The sequence below is a fragment of the Alistipes sp. dk3624 genome (genome assembly GCF_009557455.1).
GTDB classification, from domain to species: Bacteria; Bacteroidota; Bacteroidia; order Bacteroidales; family Rikenellaceae; genus Alistipes_A; species Alistipes_A hominis.
In genome coordinates this window covers 277876-293356 of record NZ_CP045651.1, presented here as the reverse complement: position 1 = coordinate 293356, position 15481 = coordinate 277876, and the positions used below count along the sequence as shown (strand labels likewise).

The window sequence follows — 15481 nt, the reverse complement described above, 5'->3', positions numbered from 1 at the left end:
AATGCGGCGTTTATTCGAAGCCGGACGCTTCGGAAGAATCAACGCTCTGTTTTTCAACCGATTTAATCCTTCTTTTTATTTTGCGGATCATATATGCGCGGCGCAGGTGAAATGCGATAAAAATCCACAACGGAATCAGCAGCAGCGCGAAAAAAATCATTGAATAGATGCTGAATACGTATACCATCAGTTGTACGAGCGCCATGCTCAGGCTCAGCGAAACCGCCGACAGGATAGCGCCCGTCTTGTAACCGGTCTTGAACGGCAACCGGCACTGCCGGCAACGGAAAATTCCTTCGATCCCGATCGCCCAGAACCAGGGTATGCGCACCCTGGCGCCGCACTGCGGACATGTCAGGCTGCGTTTCATGACTCGAAAAAATTTAATTCGCGGGAAAAATCGAGATCCGGATACGCCTGCTGCAATGCGCGGACTTCCGCGGCTTTCTGATGCCGGAAGGCTCGATAGGCCGGGTTTTCCGGGTTCAAGGGACGGTGTGCGAGCGCTCGATTCAGCGCATCGATCTTCCGGAACACCCCCGTGCAGGAAGGATCGAGCGCCGCGCAGCAGAACTGTTCCCAGATATAATCGACCGCTACTTCCGAAGGGTGGGCCATGTCCTTTTCATAAAAACGATAATCCCTCAGGTCGTCCGTCATGATTTCGAAAGCCGGAAAATAACAACACTGCGGATAACGTTCGATCAACCGGTGAATGGCCACGATCAGCGTCGATTTGCTCAGCGCGTTCTCAGGCAGGCCGTCTCCCAGATGACGCACCGGGCTGACCGTCCAGATTACCGGCTTGTCTTTCAAAGGCCCTTCCAGCAACGGGACGAACCCCCCGACCACTTCGTCGACCGACAATCGCCGCCGTAAAAATTCGCCGGACGGTCGTTTGTGACAGTTGCAAACGATTTCTCCGGTCTCCCGGAGTTGGTAAACCCATGCCGTACCCAACGTCAGGATCAGATATCCCGCCTCGCGCAGCGCCCGGGCGCCGGACTGTACCGCCTGATTGATCGTTTTCAACGCTTCGTCCCGGTCGACCGAAGCCAGCGAACCGTGATGATCGAAACTGACCCACAGGTCGCCGCTTCGGGTCAGGTCGTTCGCTTCGTAAAGCTTCCCCGAATCGAGACGGGTCAGCGTCCGGGCCACGGAAGCCGGATTGAACAGGATTCCGAACGGATTGAAGACGACGGGCAACTTATAACGTTTCATCCGCATCCCGATATTTTCCGCAAAACAGGAGCCGAGCAACAATCCCCGCTGCGCATACCCGATTCGGAAACCGCACGGTGTTATATTTATAGGTGTACGAAACTGCATAGTACGACAATCGTGTTACAAAGATAGCTAAATTCCGTAGGAAAAACGGCGGACGAAATGCCCGTTTCCGGATACTTTTCCCTATTTTTACCCCAAAATGTCTGGATATGCTACTTTTTCCGAACTGTAAGATCAACATCGGCCTGCGCGTCGTTGCGAAACGGACCGACGGCTATCACGATATCGAAACCGTCATGTACCCGGTGCGAGGACTGTGCGACGCCCTCGAAATACTGCCGGATGCGACGGACGATATTTCGTTCACTTCGTCGGGACTGGAAACGGGCGTCGATCCCGAACGCAATATCTGCGTCCGGGCTTACCGGGCATTCCGCGAAGCCTGTCCGATCGGCGGCGTGCGAATGCACCTACACAAGACGATCCCGATGGGGGCGGGTCTCGGCGGAGGTTCGGCCGACGCCGCTCTTACGATCAAAGGGCTGGCCGAACTGTTCGGCGTTCCGCTGACGGCCGAACAGATGATCCGTTTGGCGGCGCAGGTGGGAAGCGACGTTCCGTTCTTTATCGACGGCCGGCCGACGCTCGTTACCGGCCGGGGAGAAATCCTCGCTCCCGTAGCGGGTTCGCCGATCGGACACAGGCTGGTCATCGTCAAACCGGACGAATCGGTCAGTACGGCCGAAGCCTACGCAGGCGTCGCGCCCGCACGGCCCGAAAGCCGGCTCGGCGATTTGTTCGGGCTGCCGCTCCGGCAATGGAAAGGACGCATCGTCAACGACTTCGAGACATCCGTTTTCCGCATTCATCCGACGATCGCGGCGATCAAAGAAGAACTCTATCGGGCCGGGGCTCTTTATGCTTCCATGTCCGGTTCGGGATCTGCCGTCTACGGAATTTTCGAAGAGCGGACGCCGGATCTGCCGGCATTCGAAGGAATGTTTGTATATCAGGAAGATATGATCTGAGCGAATGCGAAAAGCGGGGATAAGTTTTCGATTTGGGAAAAAAATTCGTAAACTTGCCACGCCCAAACATACGAATTGGTTTATTTTGAAAGAGACTTTACAGTATTAACCTAATCAATTATTCTATGTCAGTAGAGGATGAAAAAGTTCTCGAACTCCAGCATCGGAAAGAGAAAATTTTTTATGGCGGCGGAGCCAAAGCCATAGAAAAGCAAAAGGCGATGGGAAAACTCACCGCGCGTGAGCGTATCATCGCATTGCTGGACGAGGGATCGTTCCATGAATACGACATTTTCGTGGAACACGACGGCCGGGATTTCGGTATGCAGGACAAATCGCTTCCGGGTGACGGCGTGATTATCGGCACCGGAATGATCTGCGGCCAACCGATCGCCATATTCGCACAAGACTTTACGGTTGCCGGCGGTTCGCTCGGCTTCATGCATGCACGTAAGATCACCAAAATCATGGACTATGCCCTGAACATGCGCATTCCGTTGATCGGAATCAACGACTCCGGCGGAGCGCGTATTCAGGAAGGGGTCAACGCGCTGGCCGGCTACGGGGAGATTTTCTTCCGCAATACGCTGTCCAGCGGCGTGATCCCGCAGATTTCGGTGATCCTGGGTCCCTGCGCCGGCGGCGCCGTTTATTCGCCCGCGCTGACCGACTTCGTATTCGTGGTCGAAAATATTTCGAAAATGTTTATCACCGGCCCCGAAGTAATCAAAACCGTGCTCGGCGAAGAGATCTCGATGGAGGAACTCGGCGGCGCGCGCGTACACAGCGAAATGACCGGCAACGCTCATTTTTTCGCCACGAGCGAGGAAGAGTGCTTCGTCCAGATCCGCAAGCTGATCTCGATGATCCCGATGAACAACACGACCAAAGCCGAAAAGATCGCTCCGGCGGCTCCGCTGCCGCAGTACGACATCACGTCGATCGTTCCGAACGACCCGACCGTACCGTACGACGTGCGCGACGTAATCAAGGCGTTGGTCGACGAGAGCGAATTCCTCGAAGTGATGGAACTGTTCGCAGCCAACATCGTGGTCGGTTTCGGACGCGTCGCCGGCGAAACGGTCGGTTTCATCGCAAACCAGCCGCTGGTGATGGCCGGCGTGCTCGACTGCGACTCTTCGGACAAGGCCGCCCGCTTTATCCGTTTCTGCGACTGCTTCAATATTCCGATCGTAACGCTCGAAGACCTGCCGGGCTACCTGCCGGGTGTGGACCAGGAGCATGCCGGCGTAATCCGCCACGGCGCCAAGATGCTGTACGCGTACAGCGAGGCGACCGTTCCGTCGATCACCGTCGTGCTGCGTAAAGCCTACGGCGGCGGTTATATCGCCATGGGGTCGCGCCACCTGCGCGCCGACTTCGTATTCGCATGGCCGCTGGCCGAAATCGCCGTGATGGGTCCCGAAGGCGCCGCCAACATCATCTTCAAGAAAGACATCGTCGGCGCCGAAAATCCGGCCGAAATGCGTAAACTGAAAATTCAGGAATATAAGGAGAAATTCGCCAATCCGTACGTTGCGGCGGCGAAGGGCTACATCGACTCGGTGATCGCCCCGGCCGAAACCCGCATGTTCATCGAACACGCGTTGAAGGTATCGGCTCATAAGAACCGTTCGCAGCCCAACAAAAAGCACGGCAATCCTCCGTTCTAAACCCCGGTAAGTATGGAAAAAAATCATTACGATACGTTGGAAACCATGCACGGAACGTTCCAGACGACGCTTACCAAAAAGCATCTGGCACGTAAGCCGTGGGAGCCGGAGAACCCGAAGCACATCAAATCCTCCATCCCGGGAACGGTCGTGAAGGTATGCGTAGCCGAGGGACAGGCAGTGAAAGTCGGCGATCTGCTGATCGTTTTCAAAGCAATGAAAATGAACAACAACATCAAAGCCACTTTCGCCGGCAAAGTGAAAAAGATCGACGTGAAGGAAGGAGACAATATTCCGAATCACGCGCTGATGATCGAAATGGAATAGGATTTCGAAATCTGCTTTTCAGGGAGGCAACGAACGGTTGCCTCCCTGTTTTTATTGGCTGGACAACGGCAGGCGATCGCATGAAACGCCCCTTCGCAAGAATCACGATTCCGTCATCGCTCTTTACAAAAAAAGCAGGGAATCCCCTGCTTTTTTGTATTTTATACGGAAAACCCGCTTATTTGCCCTGCTGAGCCAGATCGGCCGGATCGCGCATCACCATATTTTTGTCGACGCGAATCGTCACGTTGTTGTCGACTTCGACCAACACATATACGTCTTTCACCTCCTTGACCGTACCGTAGATTCCGCCGGCGGTGATGATTTTTTGTCCTTTTTCGAGTGCGTTACGGAATTTCACCAGCTCTTTCTGCCGTTTCTGCTGCGGACGTATCATGAAAAAATACATCACCGCAAAAATCAGCACCATCATAATCAGCAGAGACGCGCCCGATCCTCCGGCAGCCGGAGCCTGGAGCATAATTGTTGTCAAATTCATAATAATCAATATTAAAAGTTTTCTGCAAAGTTAACGGATTCTCGGAATTTCGCAACCTTATTCCGGAACAAATTCAGCTTTATTTATCCGGAAAATCATTCGACTTCCCCGATGATGACCAGCGTAAAAGGCTGTTTGGACAGCGTGGTACGCAGGGTGATGTGTTTGAGCTGGTATCCGGAGAAGCCTTTGCTGTCGAATTCGAAAACGAATCCCGCCTCCGCGCCGGGCTGCACCGGTTCCCGTTCGAAATCAACCGTCGTGCATCCGCAGTTGGTCGCCGCCGACAGAATGATCATCGGACGATCGCTCCCGTTACGCAGCGACAAATCCCTGCGGATAACTTCCCCGGCGTGAATCCGCCCCAAATCGACCGTATCCGTTCTTACGGAATCGGTCAACGCGATCACAGTCGCACCGGCTTTGTCCGGGACGACCTTCTTGCCGCCCGTTCCGCAGGAACAAGCGAAGCATAACAAACCTATGATCAAAAACTGTTTTTCCACGACGATCGGTTTCCGCATGAGAACGGAAGCAATATGAGTGCCATTCACGGCTATTTGTCCAGCAATCCGCGTCCCGTCTTTTGGATGCGCTTTTCGGCCGTAAGCGCTTCGACCACCTTGTCCAGCACGCCGTTGATGAACGTACTGCTGCCCGGCGTACTGTAATATTTGGCTATTTCGATGAATTCGTCCAGGGTAACCTTTACGGGAATCGACGGGAAAGCGATCAGCTCGGACATCGCGGCCACCATGATCACGTTGTCCATGAATGCGATCCGCTCCACTTCCCAATTGCTGGTATAACGGCCGATGTATTCGGCGTATTCTCTGAAGTGCACCAGCGCATGTCGGAAAAGCTCCCGGACGTACTCCCTGTCGTCGTCGCTCTTATACTGGGGTAGCAACGGCAGTTCCTGTCGGCCCTCCCGCATGTCCGACAACGTGCGCAGCACCATGATCGTCGCAAAATCGACATCGTCCGTCCAGAAAATAGATTGCTCCTCGATCACCTCTTCCAGCGCCTCGCACTCGCAAACGATCCGGGTATAAAACTTTTCGACCAGAGCGGCGTCTCCTTTGAAAGACCCCGTCGAACCGTTCATGTACTGTCGATAGAAATCGCTGTCGGTCAACAGTATATAGAGCTTCTTGATCAGTTCGGGATACTGCACCCATCCCAGCTTTTTACGCTGCAGGTAATCGGTCAGCTCTTCGCTGTCCCGGATCGCCGCGATCACGCGGTTATCGACGAATCGGGTATTCGGATTCAATTCTTCGGGGGTAGGCAGTTTTTTGCGGCGCCCGAGTTCGATCCGGTTTTCGGCGTAATTCGCCACGTCTACGACGAGCCACAGCAACTGATGGTAAAGCTCGTAGGTCTTATCGATGCTGAACAGCAGATTTTTTTCCGAAACGATCAGGGAGTCCGACTCCGACTTAAAATGCGAATAAAGAGCTTTGACAATCTTAATCCTTAATAATCTTCTGCTTAACATCTTCCTTAGAGCTATTGGGGATCGCAAATCTACGGATTTTTTCGGGAACCGGAAAGAAACACTCCGAAATTTTTATCTTTGTGGAAAATTTTACGGAATTGAGGAATTTCGACCTTATCATAGCGGGCGGAGGGGCCGCCGGGATCATGGCTGCGGGGATAGCCGCACAGGCCGGATTCAGCGTCCTGGTCTGCGAAAAGATGGAAAAGCCGCAGCGGAAAGTCCGGATCACCGGCAAAGGCCGCTGCAACCTGACCAACATGCGGCGGCCGGAGGAATTCCTGCAAAAAGTCCGCAGCTCTTCCGACTTTTTCGCCCCTGCGCTGGCACGGTTCGGCAACCGGGAAACAGTCTCTTTTTTCGAACGGATCGGCGTTCCGCTGACCATCGAACGCGGAGAACGGGTTTTCCCCGCCAGCGGACGCGCCTGGGACATTGCCGACGCCCATGTGCGGTGGAGCAGGGAACAGGGAGCGCAGATCGTATGCCATACCCGGGTGACCGAAGTGCACACCGCGGGAGGCCGGGTTTCGGGAGTTACGCTAAGCACGGCCCGAAACGACTCGGAACGGGTGACGGCCTCCTGCGTATTGCTCGCCACGGGAGGCGCTTCTTATCCGGCTACCGGCTCCACGGGCGACGGCTACCTGCTGGCGCACCGGCTCGGCCACGCCATCGTCGAAATCCGGCCGTCGCTGACTCCGCTCGAAACGTCGCTCCCGTTTGCGGAGAGTCTGAAAGGTTTGCGCCTGAAAAACATATCCGCCCGCCTGGCGATCGACGACCGCTACGTTCAACAGGAATTCGGCGAACTCGAATTCACCCCTTTCGTCAGCGGCCCTGTGACCCTGCGGATGAGCCGTCAGGCCGTGGACGCGCTAATCGACGGACAGCGAGTCGCCGTCGACCTCGATCTGAAACCGGCGCTGAACCCGACCCAGTTGAGAGAACGGATCGCCCGGGAAGCCGAAACACTCGGCCCGCAGGCGCCGCTGAGCAGTCTGTTGCGCAAATTGCTTCCCGCACAATTGATCCGTCCGTTCGCAGCCAGTCTGCAAATACCCGAACGGCTGCCGCTAAATGCCGTAAAAGCTCCGGAACTCGATAAAATCGTCGGGCAACTGAAACTTTTCCGGCTGCCGATCAGCGACTATCGCCCGTTCGAGGAGGCCATTGTCACCGCCGGCGGCGTCTCGACCGCAGAGGTCGATCCGCAAACGATGCAATCGCGTCTGGTAAAAGGGCTCTATTTCGCGGGCGAATTACTCGACATCGACGCCGATACGGGCGGATACAACCTGCAGATCGCCTATTCGACCGGACATCTGGCCGGACAGATGCTCGGAAATAAATAAAGGCTATGAACGGTATTAAAAAGATAAAACAACGCCTTTTCAGAGGCTACTTCCGGGTCAGGGCGCACATCCATGTCCGCCATTGGCGAGGACACGGCATCCATTCGCCGTTCATGTACGGCATTGTCCGGAACGTATTTATGAAAGACCGGATTACCGGTTGCGATACGACGCTTTACGACGCACTGCGCAGCAAGCGGGTAGGGCACCGGCACGCGGTGAAAATCCAGAACCTTTACACGCATTGCCGGCTGGACAGTTTTACGCTGATCCCGAACGTAGGCCCTCCGAAACCGGCATCCGGGCGCAACCTTTGCATACTGCTTCCGGACGTGACGTTGGAAACCATCGCGGCGACGGCGCACCGGGTCTCGGAAGACAAAGGTTGCATGGTCATCCTGTCTCCGCACCGGAGCGCGCGCCACTGGCGCTTCGCGCAACAGATCTGGCAGCATTACCCGTGCGTCAGCGTAGACCGGCGCGTCATGACGATTTACTTTTTCAACCCCAAACTTCCGCCCCAACACTACCGCATATAACCTATTAAACATTCCGAACGATGAAAGTGTACACGAAAAAAGGAGACAAAGGAACCACTTCCCTGGTCGGAGGCCAGCGGGTTCCCAAAAATCACCCCCGCCTCGAGGCATACGGCACCGTGGACGAACTGATGTCCTTTACCGCCTACCTGCGCGACAATCTGGACGACACGCCCCGCCTGTCGCCTTACCGGGACGACCTGCTGGCGGTGCTCGACCATCTGATGCGGGCTGCCTCTCACCTGGCGACCGAAGGCGAAGCGCCTAAATACCTGCCGGAATTCGGCCCCGAAAAAGCGCTGTTTCTCGAAAACCGGATCGACGCCATGCAGTCTACGCTGCCGGCGATCGCGAAATTCACGCTGCCCGGCGGACACCCGGCCGTATCGCTGTGCCACATTTGCCGCACGATTTGCCGCCGAACGGAACGGATCGTCCTGACCCTGTCTGAACAATACACTGTGAACGAATACATTAGACAGTATATCAATCGTTTATCGGACTACTTTTACGTCCTCGGCCGCAGGCTCACCGAAGATTTTAACGTAAAAGAAATACTCTGGGTGTACGATAAATGAATTTTTTTTTAATTTTGCAAACTAAAATCCGAATATATAACCAAAAACTCATACGATCATGTACTGGACATTAGAATTGGCGTCGAAACTGGAAGATGCTCCGTGGCCTGCCACTAAAGACGAATTGATCGATTACGCTACGCGTTCGGGTGCCCCGCTGGAAGTCATCGAAAATCTCGAAGAGATCGAGGACGAAGGCGAGATCTACGAAAGCATCGAAGATATCTGGCCCGATTACCCGAGCAAAGACGACTTTTTCTTCAACGAAGAGGAATATTAAACCGAACGATTCGAAATAAACGATACGGACGACCGCGCGGTCGTCCGTATCGTTTATTTTATATCCGCAGACCGATTATTCCTGTAGACAACCTTCCTGCTTTTCCTCCGTCTCTTCGGAATCCTTGATGCAGAACATCACACCGGCCCGGTTGTAAGTAATTATCTGGATCGCATCGTCGCGGCGCAAAATCCCGCGGACGCTCGAAATGCATTTATTCAGGTAATTGTTTCCGTTCGTATTTCCCGGCCACAGCAGATCTTCCAACGCCGGTCTTTCGTGAATCACGTTCATGTGATGGCAGAAGTGGTAAATCAACTCGTATTCTTTCTGCGTCAGCTTGTGAACGGCGCCGTCGATGGTAATCTCGTGACTGATCGTATTGAGCGTCGTGCGCGGTGTGATATCGAGAATCCGTTTCAACTTCGGACGCTGGTTCCGCAGTTTCGAAATCAGACGGGCTTTCAATTCCTCCACCGCAACGCTCTTGCGGATGTAATCGTCTGCGCCGACGCTCAATCCCTTGATCGCATCTTTCGGATCGGACAGAACGGTCAGGAACAAAATCGGCACTCCGGGGTCTTCCTTCCGGATTTCCTTGGCGACCTCGTATCCGTCCAGTCCGGGCATTCGTATGTCGAGCAAAATGATGTCGGGATGCAACCGTCTGTATTTGGCCAGCGCATCGAAACCGTCGTGAGCATAGATCACTTCATACCCGTCCTTTTGCAAACTGGCGATAATCGGTTCCGCCAACCATTGGTCGTCTTCCGCATACAATAACGAATAACTGGCAATTTGAGAATCCATAATCCTTATCTATTTTTGGGTATCGATAGCGTAAAGGTACTACCTTTTTTGTAAATACTGCTGACCGTGATCTTACCTTTGTGGGCTTTGGCAATCATCTTAATGTAGCTCAGGCCGATACCGAATCCGGTGCACCGTACCGTCTTGCCTTTCGGGATGCGGAACTCGCGCCGGAAGATCCGTTTGAGGTATTTCTTCGGAATGCCGACGCCGTGATCGGTCACCGAAACGCACAAGTAATCGCCGGCCGTGAAGCACCGCACGAATATGTCGGGAGCTCCCGACGAATACTTGATCGCATTGTCCACCAGATTGACGATCGCGTTCAGAAAACACAGTTTGTCGGCAGTGATCAACTCCTGCGTCGTCTCGTACTCCAACTTGATTTTGCCGGTCGGTTCCAGCATCAGTTCGTACTGCATCATCACGTTGTCGAGCAACTGCCGGACGCTGAACTCTTCGGGATGTATGTCGATTCTCGCTTTCTTGATCGTCAACAACTTATCGAGCATTAGATTGGCCAGCGTGATTTTGAATTCGCCGACCTTCACGAGCCTGCTCCGCCGCTGGGCATCGGGCAGTGAATCCAGCACCCGCTGTAAGAACGCGATCGGATTCCTCATCTCGTGCGACATGTTCTTGAGTTGTTCGGACACCCGTTTCTGATAAAATATCGTATAGATCAAGAAGTACAGGATCAGAATGAGAATTACGACGATCTCGATGGACGACACCAGAAAACGCTGCATATGGCGGAACATCGCCGAATACGAATTGTCGAAACGGACGACCAGCGCGGCCTTGCCGTCGATCCCCAACGGCAGCGAATCGGTCACGAGCCCGTAATTCTTGCTGACCTCCCGACTGACAGTCGCCCCCGATAGGCTTCTGCGTCGCACAGTCTATCTTTTCGATAACATACGGCAGTTTGATATCGTACTTTGCCAAATGTTTTGCATAGGCAGAATCCAATCGAGAAAGGTTCATTCCGCTGAAATGGTATCTGGCTAAATTCCATCGCTGAAAACGGAAAAATTCATCTCTCGAATCATACTTTTTTCTGATTTTAGGAAACCCTTCTCGAATCACAACAATTTCCAAACCCTCAATATCATAAGAAATCGTAGAATGAGGAAGGGTTTTGCCTCTGTCAAAATACCGTTTTTGCCATTCAAGACTGCTTGTTACAAGTTCATCTGCCATTACAACATCCAACACGGAGAGTGCTGTAATTCGAATACGATTTTGTTCAATCAAATATAACTTTTGAATCCAAACATATTGCAGGTACAGTAATCCCACAACGGCAATAATAGCCACGACTAAACTTATTCTTAACCTTATTTTCATATATTTAAGTTATTAGATAATATCTGTGAGGACAAATGTAATAATATAAATTCCGAACGGCATAAAAAAGGAACAAAAAAGGAATAAAAAAGATCAGAGTCTTAGGCACTTTTGTAGTGCAATTTTAATAAAAAATGAAAAAAACTTGGTATTTAGCTATCGTTAGTCTGTTCTTAGTAGTATCCGTCGTATCCTATTTCGTTTTTTCGTCGGATGAGAGCACGGAAACAGTTAATCTGCTCCATAAAAATATAGAGGCTTTGGCCGATTCGGAGAGCGGTGGTTCCGGAGAATGTGAAAATGTGTCTGGTTATTGCATAATACATGGGACAGGAAGTGAACCGGACTCAGCTACAGAAGGCATGCGAAACAAATGATCACCTTGCGTACCCTCGTCTGCGCCGGTCTGTGCGCATCCTTATTTTCCGCCTGTCAAAACGATAAAAGGCTTCCGGGAAGCCCCGTCGAGTATTTCGGTTCCGTTATGCCGATTACAGGAACCGAAGTGCTCGATTTGGATAGCTGCGAGGCTTTCCTGCCGAAAGCCATCGCCGTACGGGATTCGGTGGTTTTCGTACAGTGTCAGGGGTCGAAGGACGTCGTTATTTCGGTCGATCTGAGAGACAACACTCGGAAAGTGCTGCTGCGGAAAGGCAACGGGCCGGGCGAAGTACTGCAAATGTCGGCTTTCTCTCCATCCGGAGACGGGAAAATTACGGCCGTCGAAAGCAACAAGCGTTATGTGATCGAAATCTCGTCAAACGGAGATTCCGTCCAGCGTTTTTTCCCTGCTCCGAAAGAATACGGTCCCTATATTTCAGCCGTCGGGGGTGACCGGTGCGTTATCTTCACGGGATGTGTCGACGGCGGAATGTACCTGTATTATAATACGGCCGACAGCAGCGTCCGGTTTTTCGGCGAATACCCGGTGCGGGAAGAGTACCGGAAACTGGACAACCACATCAAAAGCAGGATCTGTCTCAGCGGTCGGCTCGCCATCAGCCCCGACCACCGGCGTCTCGTCTACGTCAACTACAACGGCGGGCTGATCGACATCAGCGCGATCCGCAACGACTCGATCGTCAACGTATGCAGCCTCGATTTCCATTATGCGGACGTCGTGATCGAAGGCGAGGTAGTCAGCATACGCCGCACCAACAAAAACGGATTTTACGACGTATCGGCGGGGAACGACCGTTTCTGCGCCATCTATTCGGGTAAATCCATTGAGAAACACCGGGCCGGCGTCGACGACTGCGACTACCTGATGGTCTTCGACTGGAACGGCAATCCGGTCGCCTGCTACGAATCGGACAAACCGTTGACCAAAATCTATTATCAAGAAGACGAGAATGTCGTCTACGGCGTCAGCATCGCCGACGACGGCGCAAAACTCTACAAATTCCAACTGCTCTAACCCGGCTTATAACGTCCGATAGTTTATCTGTTCGGGAACAGGGCCTGCATGTGCGATTCATGCAGGCTTTTTTTGTTTATACAGCACCCTCGTGTCGAAATACGCAATTTCATAGAAGCGCTTTGCAATATTCCGTAATATTAATTAACTTCACTATGAATATAAAAATAATTATGCGAAATATGAAAACAACTCTCCGATCTTTCTTAATTTTATTATCGATTCTTTCGTCGATCCCGTTGCGGGCCGCCGATCCGACAGAGATTCCGTTTCGTATCGTCGATTTTCTCCAGGCGGAGCGTGCCCGCCATCAGGAGAAGTTGTGGCTTCATCTGGACAAACCCTACTACGGGGCCGGAGACAAAATTTGGTTCAAGGCATACCTCGTGGATGCGACCGAGCACAGGACGGACACCCTGTCCAACTTCATATACGTAGACATCGTAGACCGGAAAGGAAAAACCGTGCTCGCAAAGAAAATAAAGCGGGATTCGTGCGGTTTCGCCAACAACTTCGAGATTCCACACGTATTCCCTGCAGGGGATTATACGCTCCGGGCATACACCGGATGGATGACGAACTTCGACCCCGCATTCTTCTTCCAAAGGAACATCCGCATCGGAAACTCCCTATCCGGACGCGTAAACGCCGCGGTAACATACACCGATCCCAAAAACGGAACCCCCCAGGCCATCGTGCGATTCACCGGCCCGGACAGCGAACCCTATCCGGACGTAAACGTCCGGTTCGAGGTGTTCGACCGCAATGGCAAACGAATATCCGGAGCGCAGCAGAAAACCACCGTAACAGGAGCCGTATTCGTAGACCTGCCGCCCGATTCCATACGGCAAGGAGGGTACGTAAGCACCGCGATAGACCAGGGCGAGCTCTTCTTCAAAAAAGAGTTCTTCTTTCCCGAGGACTCCGTGCGCGTGGCCGTAAAGTTTATGCCTGAAGGGGGAGACCTCGTGCCCGGCGTGCCGCAGATCGTCGCTTTCAGGGCCGAACGATCGGACGCACGCACGGCCGAGGTCGAAGGCGTCGTAACGACTAAGGACGGGGATACCGTCGCCCGATTCGCCAGCGAGCACGACGGAATGGGATCGTTTCTGATCATCCCGAAGACAGGGGAACGCTACGTTGCGACCGTGGCGGCGCGCACGGGGGATACGCTGCGCGTAGAGCTCCCTGAAGTCGACGACGACGGGTATGCGCTCGCGGCCGTGCAGACCCCGGACGAAGTCCGTTACCGGGTAAACCGAGATCCGGACAAGGAGTTCGAACCCATGACCGTCGTCGCGCACGTCCGTGGAAAATGCATCGGAATACAAAACCTGAACCCGATGAATCCGACCGGACGGTGGAAGACCGATTCGATACCCGAGGGAATACTCCACCTCGTGCTGATCGACAGCTCGCTCAGGACGCGCAGCGAGCGAATCCTGTTCGTGGCCCATCCGCACGACCGGGAAAGGTGGGAGGCGGCCTCCGACAAACCGCGCTACGAGCCCAGGCAGAAAGTCGTTATCCGGATCAGGCTGACTGCGGCTGACTCGACGCCGCTGGGGGCAGACTGCTCGGTCAGCGTGACGGACAGGAAAACCGTCGCGACCGATTCGCTCGGAGAGGACATTCGCGCGAACCTGCTGATGACTTCCGATATACGAGGATATGTCCGCAATCCGGGGTATTACTTCCGCGACGAATCCCCTGCGACCAGGCATCACAGGGATCTGCTCATGCGTACGCGCGGGTGGAGAAGGTTCGACTTCGCGAAGATCGCAGACACCGCCGCGTTCAGGCCCGAGCGGTTTTGCGAGCACGGGCAGTTCATCGCGGGACACGTGACCGGAATGATGGGAAAGGACGCGCCGCTGGCCAGGGTGACCGCCGTAGCCCTTAACAGAGAAAACGTGTTCGGAACCGCGGTCGCAGACGAACGGGGAAACTTCCTGATCGACGGGCTCGACTTCCGGGACACCACCCTGTTCATGGTGACGGCGAAGACCAGGAGGGGAAAGCCCGTGCAGGCGGTTGCCATCGAAGAATCCTATCCGAGACCTGCCTTCCTGAGAAAGAATCCTTTCGAACCGGAAACGGAAAAAAACGCAATGAACCGCTATCTCGAAAATACGAAAAAAGGTCTTCTCGATTTGAACGGAGAGAAGGTATACGAACTCCCGGGGGCAGTCGTAAGGGCTGTGGACCCTAGAAAACCAAAGGCGAACAGTTACGGTACGCTATACGATACAACCGCGCTCGCTAAGTACAAACCAATGTCCCTGTATAATTATATAGTGTTCCTGCCTTCGGTTGTAAGGGTGGGGGGGGATTTGTTTGTAAAAAGAAAAGGGTTGCCAATACCTCAAGAGTTGGCTTTTGATATGTTTTATGCTCCCGTTTCATTATCGCTTAACGGAAAGGGATGCGCTTTGAGTGATTTAACTGACTACACCGTTGATGATGTCCTATATATCAACCATATACACAAAACAGAAACAGCAATGATAGGAGAGTATCCGTACCACATAGAAATCATCCTAAAAGAAGGGGTTTCTGCTATTAGATCCGAAATAAAAATGTACCGCACAATCGGTTATGCCGAAAGCGTCGAGTTCTACAGTCCGATATACGACACACCCGAAAAGATCGCCGACGAAAAACCCGATATCCGTACTACGCTGTACTGGAACCCTTATCTGCAAATCGGCCCGGACGGCACCGCCCAAATCGAATTCTACTCAAACGATCATAAAAACCAGCAATACGATATCGCTATCGAAGGAATAACGCCCGACGGAAAAGTATGTAAATATCAGATTATAAATAAATAAACCATCCGATCCAATTCCAAGGAGAGGATAAATTAATTCATTTATTAACTTATTTAAATT

General features: G+C 53.0%; 17 protein-coding genes. 10 read left to right on the top strand and 7 right to left on the bottom strand.

Annotation, left to right across the window (positions count from 1 at the left end):
* Positions 1-10 precede the first annotated feature (10 nt).
* On the bottom strand, positions 11-370 hold the full coding sequence (locus tag GFH31_RS01375) for a hypothetical protein (protein ID WP_153498410.1): 360 nt from the start codon (positions 368-370) through the stop codon (positions 11-13).
* Positions 367-1332, bottom strand: a complete 966-nt coding sequence (locus tag GFH31_RS01370) for a GSCFA domain-containing protein (RefSeq protein ID WP_118457284.1) — start codon at positions 1330-1332, stop codon at positions 367-369. Before GFH31_RS01370 ends, GFH31_RS01375 begins: the two co-directional genes overlap by 4 nt.
* A 107-nt stretch (positions 1333-1439) precedes the next feature.
* On the opposite strand from GFH31_RS01370, the gene ispE reads away from it, so the two are divergent.
* The 3 genes from ispE to GFH31_RS01355 all read left to right on the top strand — a co-directional run bounded on the left by ispE (position 1440) and on the right by GFH31_RS01355 (position 4258).
* Positions 1440-2258, top strand: coding sequence for a 4-(cytidine 5'-diphospho)-2-C-methyl-D-erythritol kinase (gene ispE, locus GFH31_RS01365; RefSeq protein WP_101573188.1), 819 nt, complete (start codon positions 1440-1442; stop codon positions 2256-2258).
* Positions 2259-2383: 125 nt separating this feature from the next.
* Positions 2384-3931, top strand: coding sequence for an acyl-CoA carboxylase subunit beta (locus tag GFH31_RS01360; protein ID WP_055206289.1), 1548 nt, complete (start codon positions 2384-2386; stop codon positions 3929-3931).
* A gap of 12 nt (positions 3932-3943) precedes the next feature.
* Positions 3944-4258 carry a biotin/lipoyl-containing protein gene (locus GFH31_RS01355; protein ID WP_055206287.1) on the top strand — a complete coding sequence of 105 codons (315 nt, stop codon included), beginning with the start codon at positions 3944-3946 and terminating at the stop codon, positions 4256-4258.
* A 178-nt stretch (positions 4259-4436) separates the two neighbouring features.
* Here the strand turns inward: GFH31_RS01355 and yajC are convergent, their stop codons facing one another.
* From yajC to GFH31_RS01340, 3 genes are all read right to left on the bottom strand, one after another.
* A complete protein-coding gene (yajC, locus tag GFH31_RS01350) occupies positions 4437-4757 on the bottom strand; it encodes a preprotein translocase subunit YajC (RefSeq protein ID WP_055206285.1) in 321 nt (106 codons plus the stop codon).
* A gap of 95 nt (positions 4758-4852) precedes the next feature.
* Positions 4853-5281 carry a DUF1573 domain-containing protein gene (locus GFH31_RS01345; protein ID WP_153498411.1) on the bottom strand — a complete coding sequence of 143 codons (429 nt, stop codon included), beginning with the start codon at positions 5279-5281 and terminating at the stop codon, positions 4853-4855.
* Positions 5282-5313: 32 nt separating this feature from the next.
* On the bottom strand, positions 5314-6258 hold the full coding sequence (locus GFH31_RS01340; protein WP_153498412.1) for a transcription antitermination protein NusB: 945 nt from the start codon (positions 6256-6258) through the stop codon (positions 5314-5316).
* 80 nt (positions 6259-6338) lie between these two features.
* Between GFH31_RS01340 and GFH31_RS01335 the strand changes: the two genes are divergently transcribed.
* The 4 genes from GFH31_RS01335 to GFH31_RS01320 are packed head-to-tail and all read left to right on the top strand — an operon-like array spanning position 6339 to position 9010.
* A complete protein-coding gene (locus GFH31_RS01335) occupies positions 6339-7613 on the top strand; it encodes an NAD(P)/FAD-dependent oxidoreductase (RefSeq protein ID WP_101573429.1) in 1275 nt (424 codons plus the stop codon).
* Positions 7614-7618: 5 nt separating this feature from the next.
* Positions 7619-8152, top strand: coding sequence for a histidine kinase (locus GFH31_RS01330; protein WP_153498413.1), 534 nt, complete (start codon positions 7619-7621; stop codon positions 8150-8152).
* A 20-nt stretch (positions 8153-8172) separates the two neighbouring features.
* The gene (locus GFH31_RS01325) at positions 8173-8730 is read left to right on the top strand and encodes a cob(I)yrinic acid a,c-diamide adenosyltransferase (RefSeq protein ID WP_101573182.1); all 558 of its coding nucleotides are present in this window, start codon (positions 8173-8175) and stop codon (positions 8728-8730) included.
* 58 nt (positions 8731-8788) lie between these two features.
* Positions 8789-9010, top strand: coding sequence for a DUF2795 domain-containing protein (locus GFH31_RS01320; RefSeq protein ID WP_055206276.1), 222 nt, complete (start codon positions 8789-8791; stop codon positions 9008-9010).
* A gap of 75 nt (positions 9011-9085) precedes the next feature.
* On the opposite strand, the gene GFH31_RS01315 is transcribed toward GFH31_RS01320, so the two are convergent.
* Together GFH31_RS01315 and GFH31_RS01310 are read right to left on the bottom strand one after the other, a co-directional pair.
* Positions 9086-9820 (bottom strand): response regulator transcription factor, encoded by a 735-nt coding sequence (locus GFH31_RS01315; protein WP_101573180.1) that lies wholly within the window; start codon positions 9818-9820, stop codon positions 9086-9088.
* Between the two features lie 5 nt (positions 9821-9825).
* The gene (locus GFH31_RS01310) at positions 9826-10719 is read right to left on the bottom strand and encodes a sensor histidine kinase (RefSeq protein WP_153498414.1); all 894 of its coding nucleotides are present in this window, start codon (positions 10717-10719) and stop codon (positions 9826-9828) included.
* A 585-nt stretch (positions 10720-11304) separates the two neighbouring features.
* On the opposite strand from GFH31_RS01310, the gene GFH31_RS13010 reads away from it, so the two are divergent.
* The 3 genes from GFH31_RS13010 (at position 11305) to GFH31_RS01295 (ending at position 15421) form a co-directional block, all read left to right on the top strand.
* Entirely contained in the window at positions 11305-11547 is a 243-nt protein-coding gene (locus GFH31_RS13010) for an NVEALA domain-containing protein (RefSeq protein ID WP_118656853.1), read from the top strand.
* A 107-nt stretch (positions 11548-11654) separates the two neighbouring features.
* Complete coding sequence (locus GFH31_RS01300) at positions 11655-12587, top strand: BF3164 family lipoprotein (protein ID WP_172970816.1); 933 nt, start codon at positions 11655-11657, stop codon at positions 12585-12587.
* Positions 12588-12769: 182 nt separating this feature from the next.
* Complete coding sequence (locus tag GFH31_RS01295; RefSeq protein WP_153518029.1) at positions 12770-15421, top strand: hypothetical protein; 2652 nt, start codon at positions 12770-12772, stop codon at positions 15419-15421.
* Positions 15422-15481: the final 60 nt, after the last annotated feature.

Coding starts and splice junctions, on each gene's coding strand:
- GFH31_RS01300 (WP_172970816.1), top strand. CDS start 11,655: ATGCCGATTACAGGAACCGAAGTGCTCGATTTGGATAGCTGCGAGGCT.
- GFH31_RS01320 (WP_055206276.1), top strand. CDS start 8,789: ATGTACTGGACATTAGAATTGGCGTCGAAACTGGAAGATGCTCCGTGG.
- GFH31_RS01370 (WP_118457284.1), bottom strand. CDS start 1,332: ATGCAGTTTCGTACACCTATAAATATAACACCGTGCGGTTTCCGAATC.
- GFH31_RS01330 (WP_153498413.1), top strand. CDS start 7,619: ATGAACGGTATTAAAAAGATAAAACAACGCCTTTTCAGAGGCTACTTC.
- GFH31_RS01375 (WP_153498410.1), bottom strand. CDS start 370: ATGAAACGCAGCCTGACATGTCCGCAGTGCGGCGCCAGGGTGCGCATA.
- yajC (WP_055206285.1), bottom strand. CDS start 4,757: ATGAATTTGACAACAATTATGCTCCAGGCTCCGGCTGCCGGAGGATCG.
- GFH31_RS01355 (WP_055206287.1), top strand. CDS start 3,944: ATGGAAAAAAATCATTACGATACGTTGGAAACCATGCACGGAACGTTC.
- ispE (WP_101573188.1), top strand. CDS start 1,440: ATGCTACTTTTTCCGAACTGTAAGATCAACATCGGCCTGCGCGTCGTT.
- GFH31_RS01340 (WP_153498412.1), bottom strand. CDS start 6,258: ATGTTAAGCAGAAGATTATTAAGGATTAAGATTGTCAAAGCTCTTTAT.
- GFH31_RS01315 (WP_101573180.1), bottom strand. CDS start 9,820: ATGGATTCTCAAATTGCCAGTTATTCGTTATTGTATGCGGAAGACGAC.
- GFH31_RS01360 (WP_055206289.1), top strand. CDS start 2,384: ATGTCAGTAGAGGATGAAAAAGTTCTCGAACTCCAGCATCGGAAAGAG.
- GFH31_RS01295 (WP_153518029.1), top strand. CDS start 12,770: ATGAAAACAACTCTCCGATCTTTCTTAATTTTATTATCGATTCTTTCG.
- GFH31_RS01325 (WP_101573182.1), top strand. CDS start 8,173: ATGAAAGTGTACACGAAAAAAGGAGACAAAGGAACCACTTCCCTGGTC.
- GFH31_RS01345 (WP_153498411.1), bottom strand. CDS start 5,281: ATGCGGAAACCGATCGTCGTGGAAAAACAGTTTTTGATCATAGGTTTG.
- GFH31_RS13010 (WP_118656853.1), top strand. CDS start 11,305: ATGAAAAAAACTTGGTATTTAGCTATCGTTAGTCTGTTCTTAGTAGTA.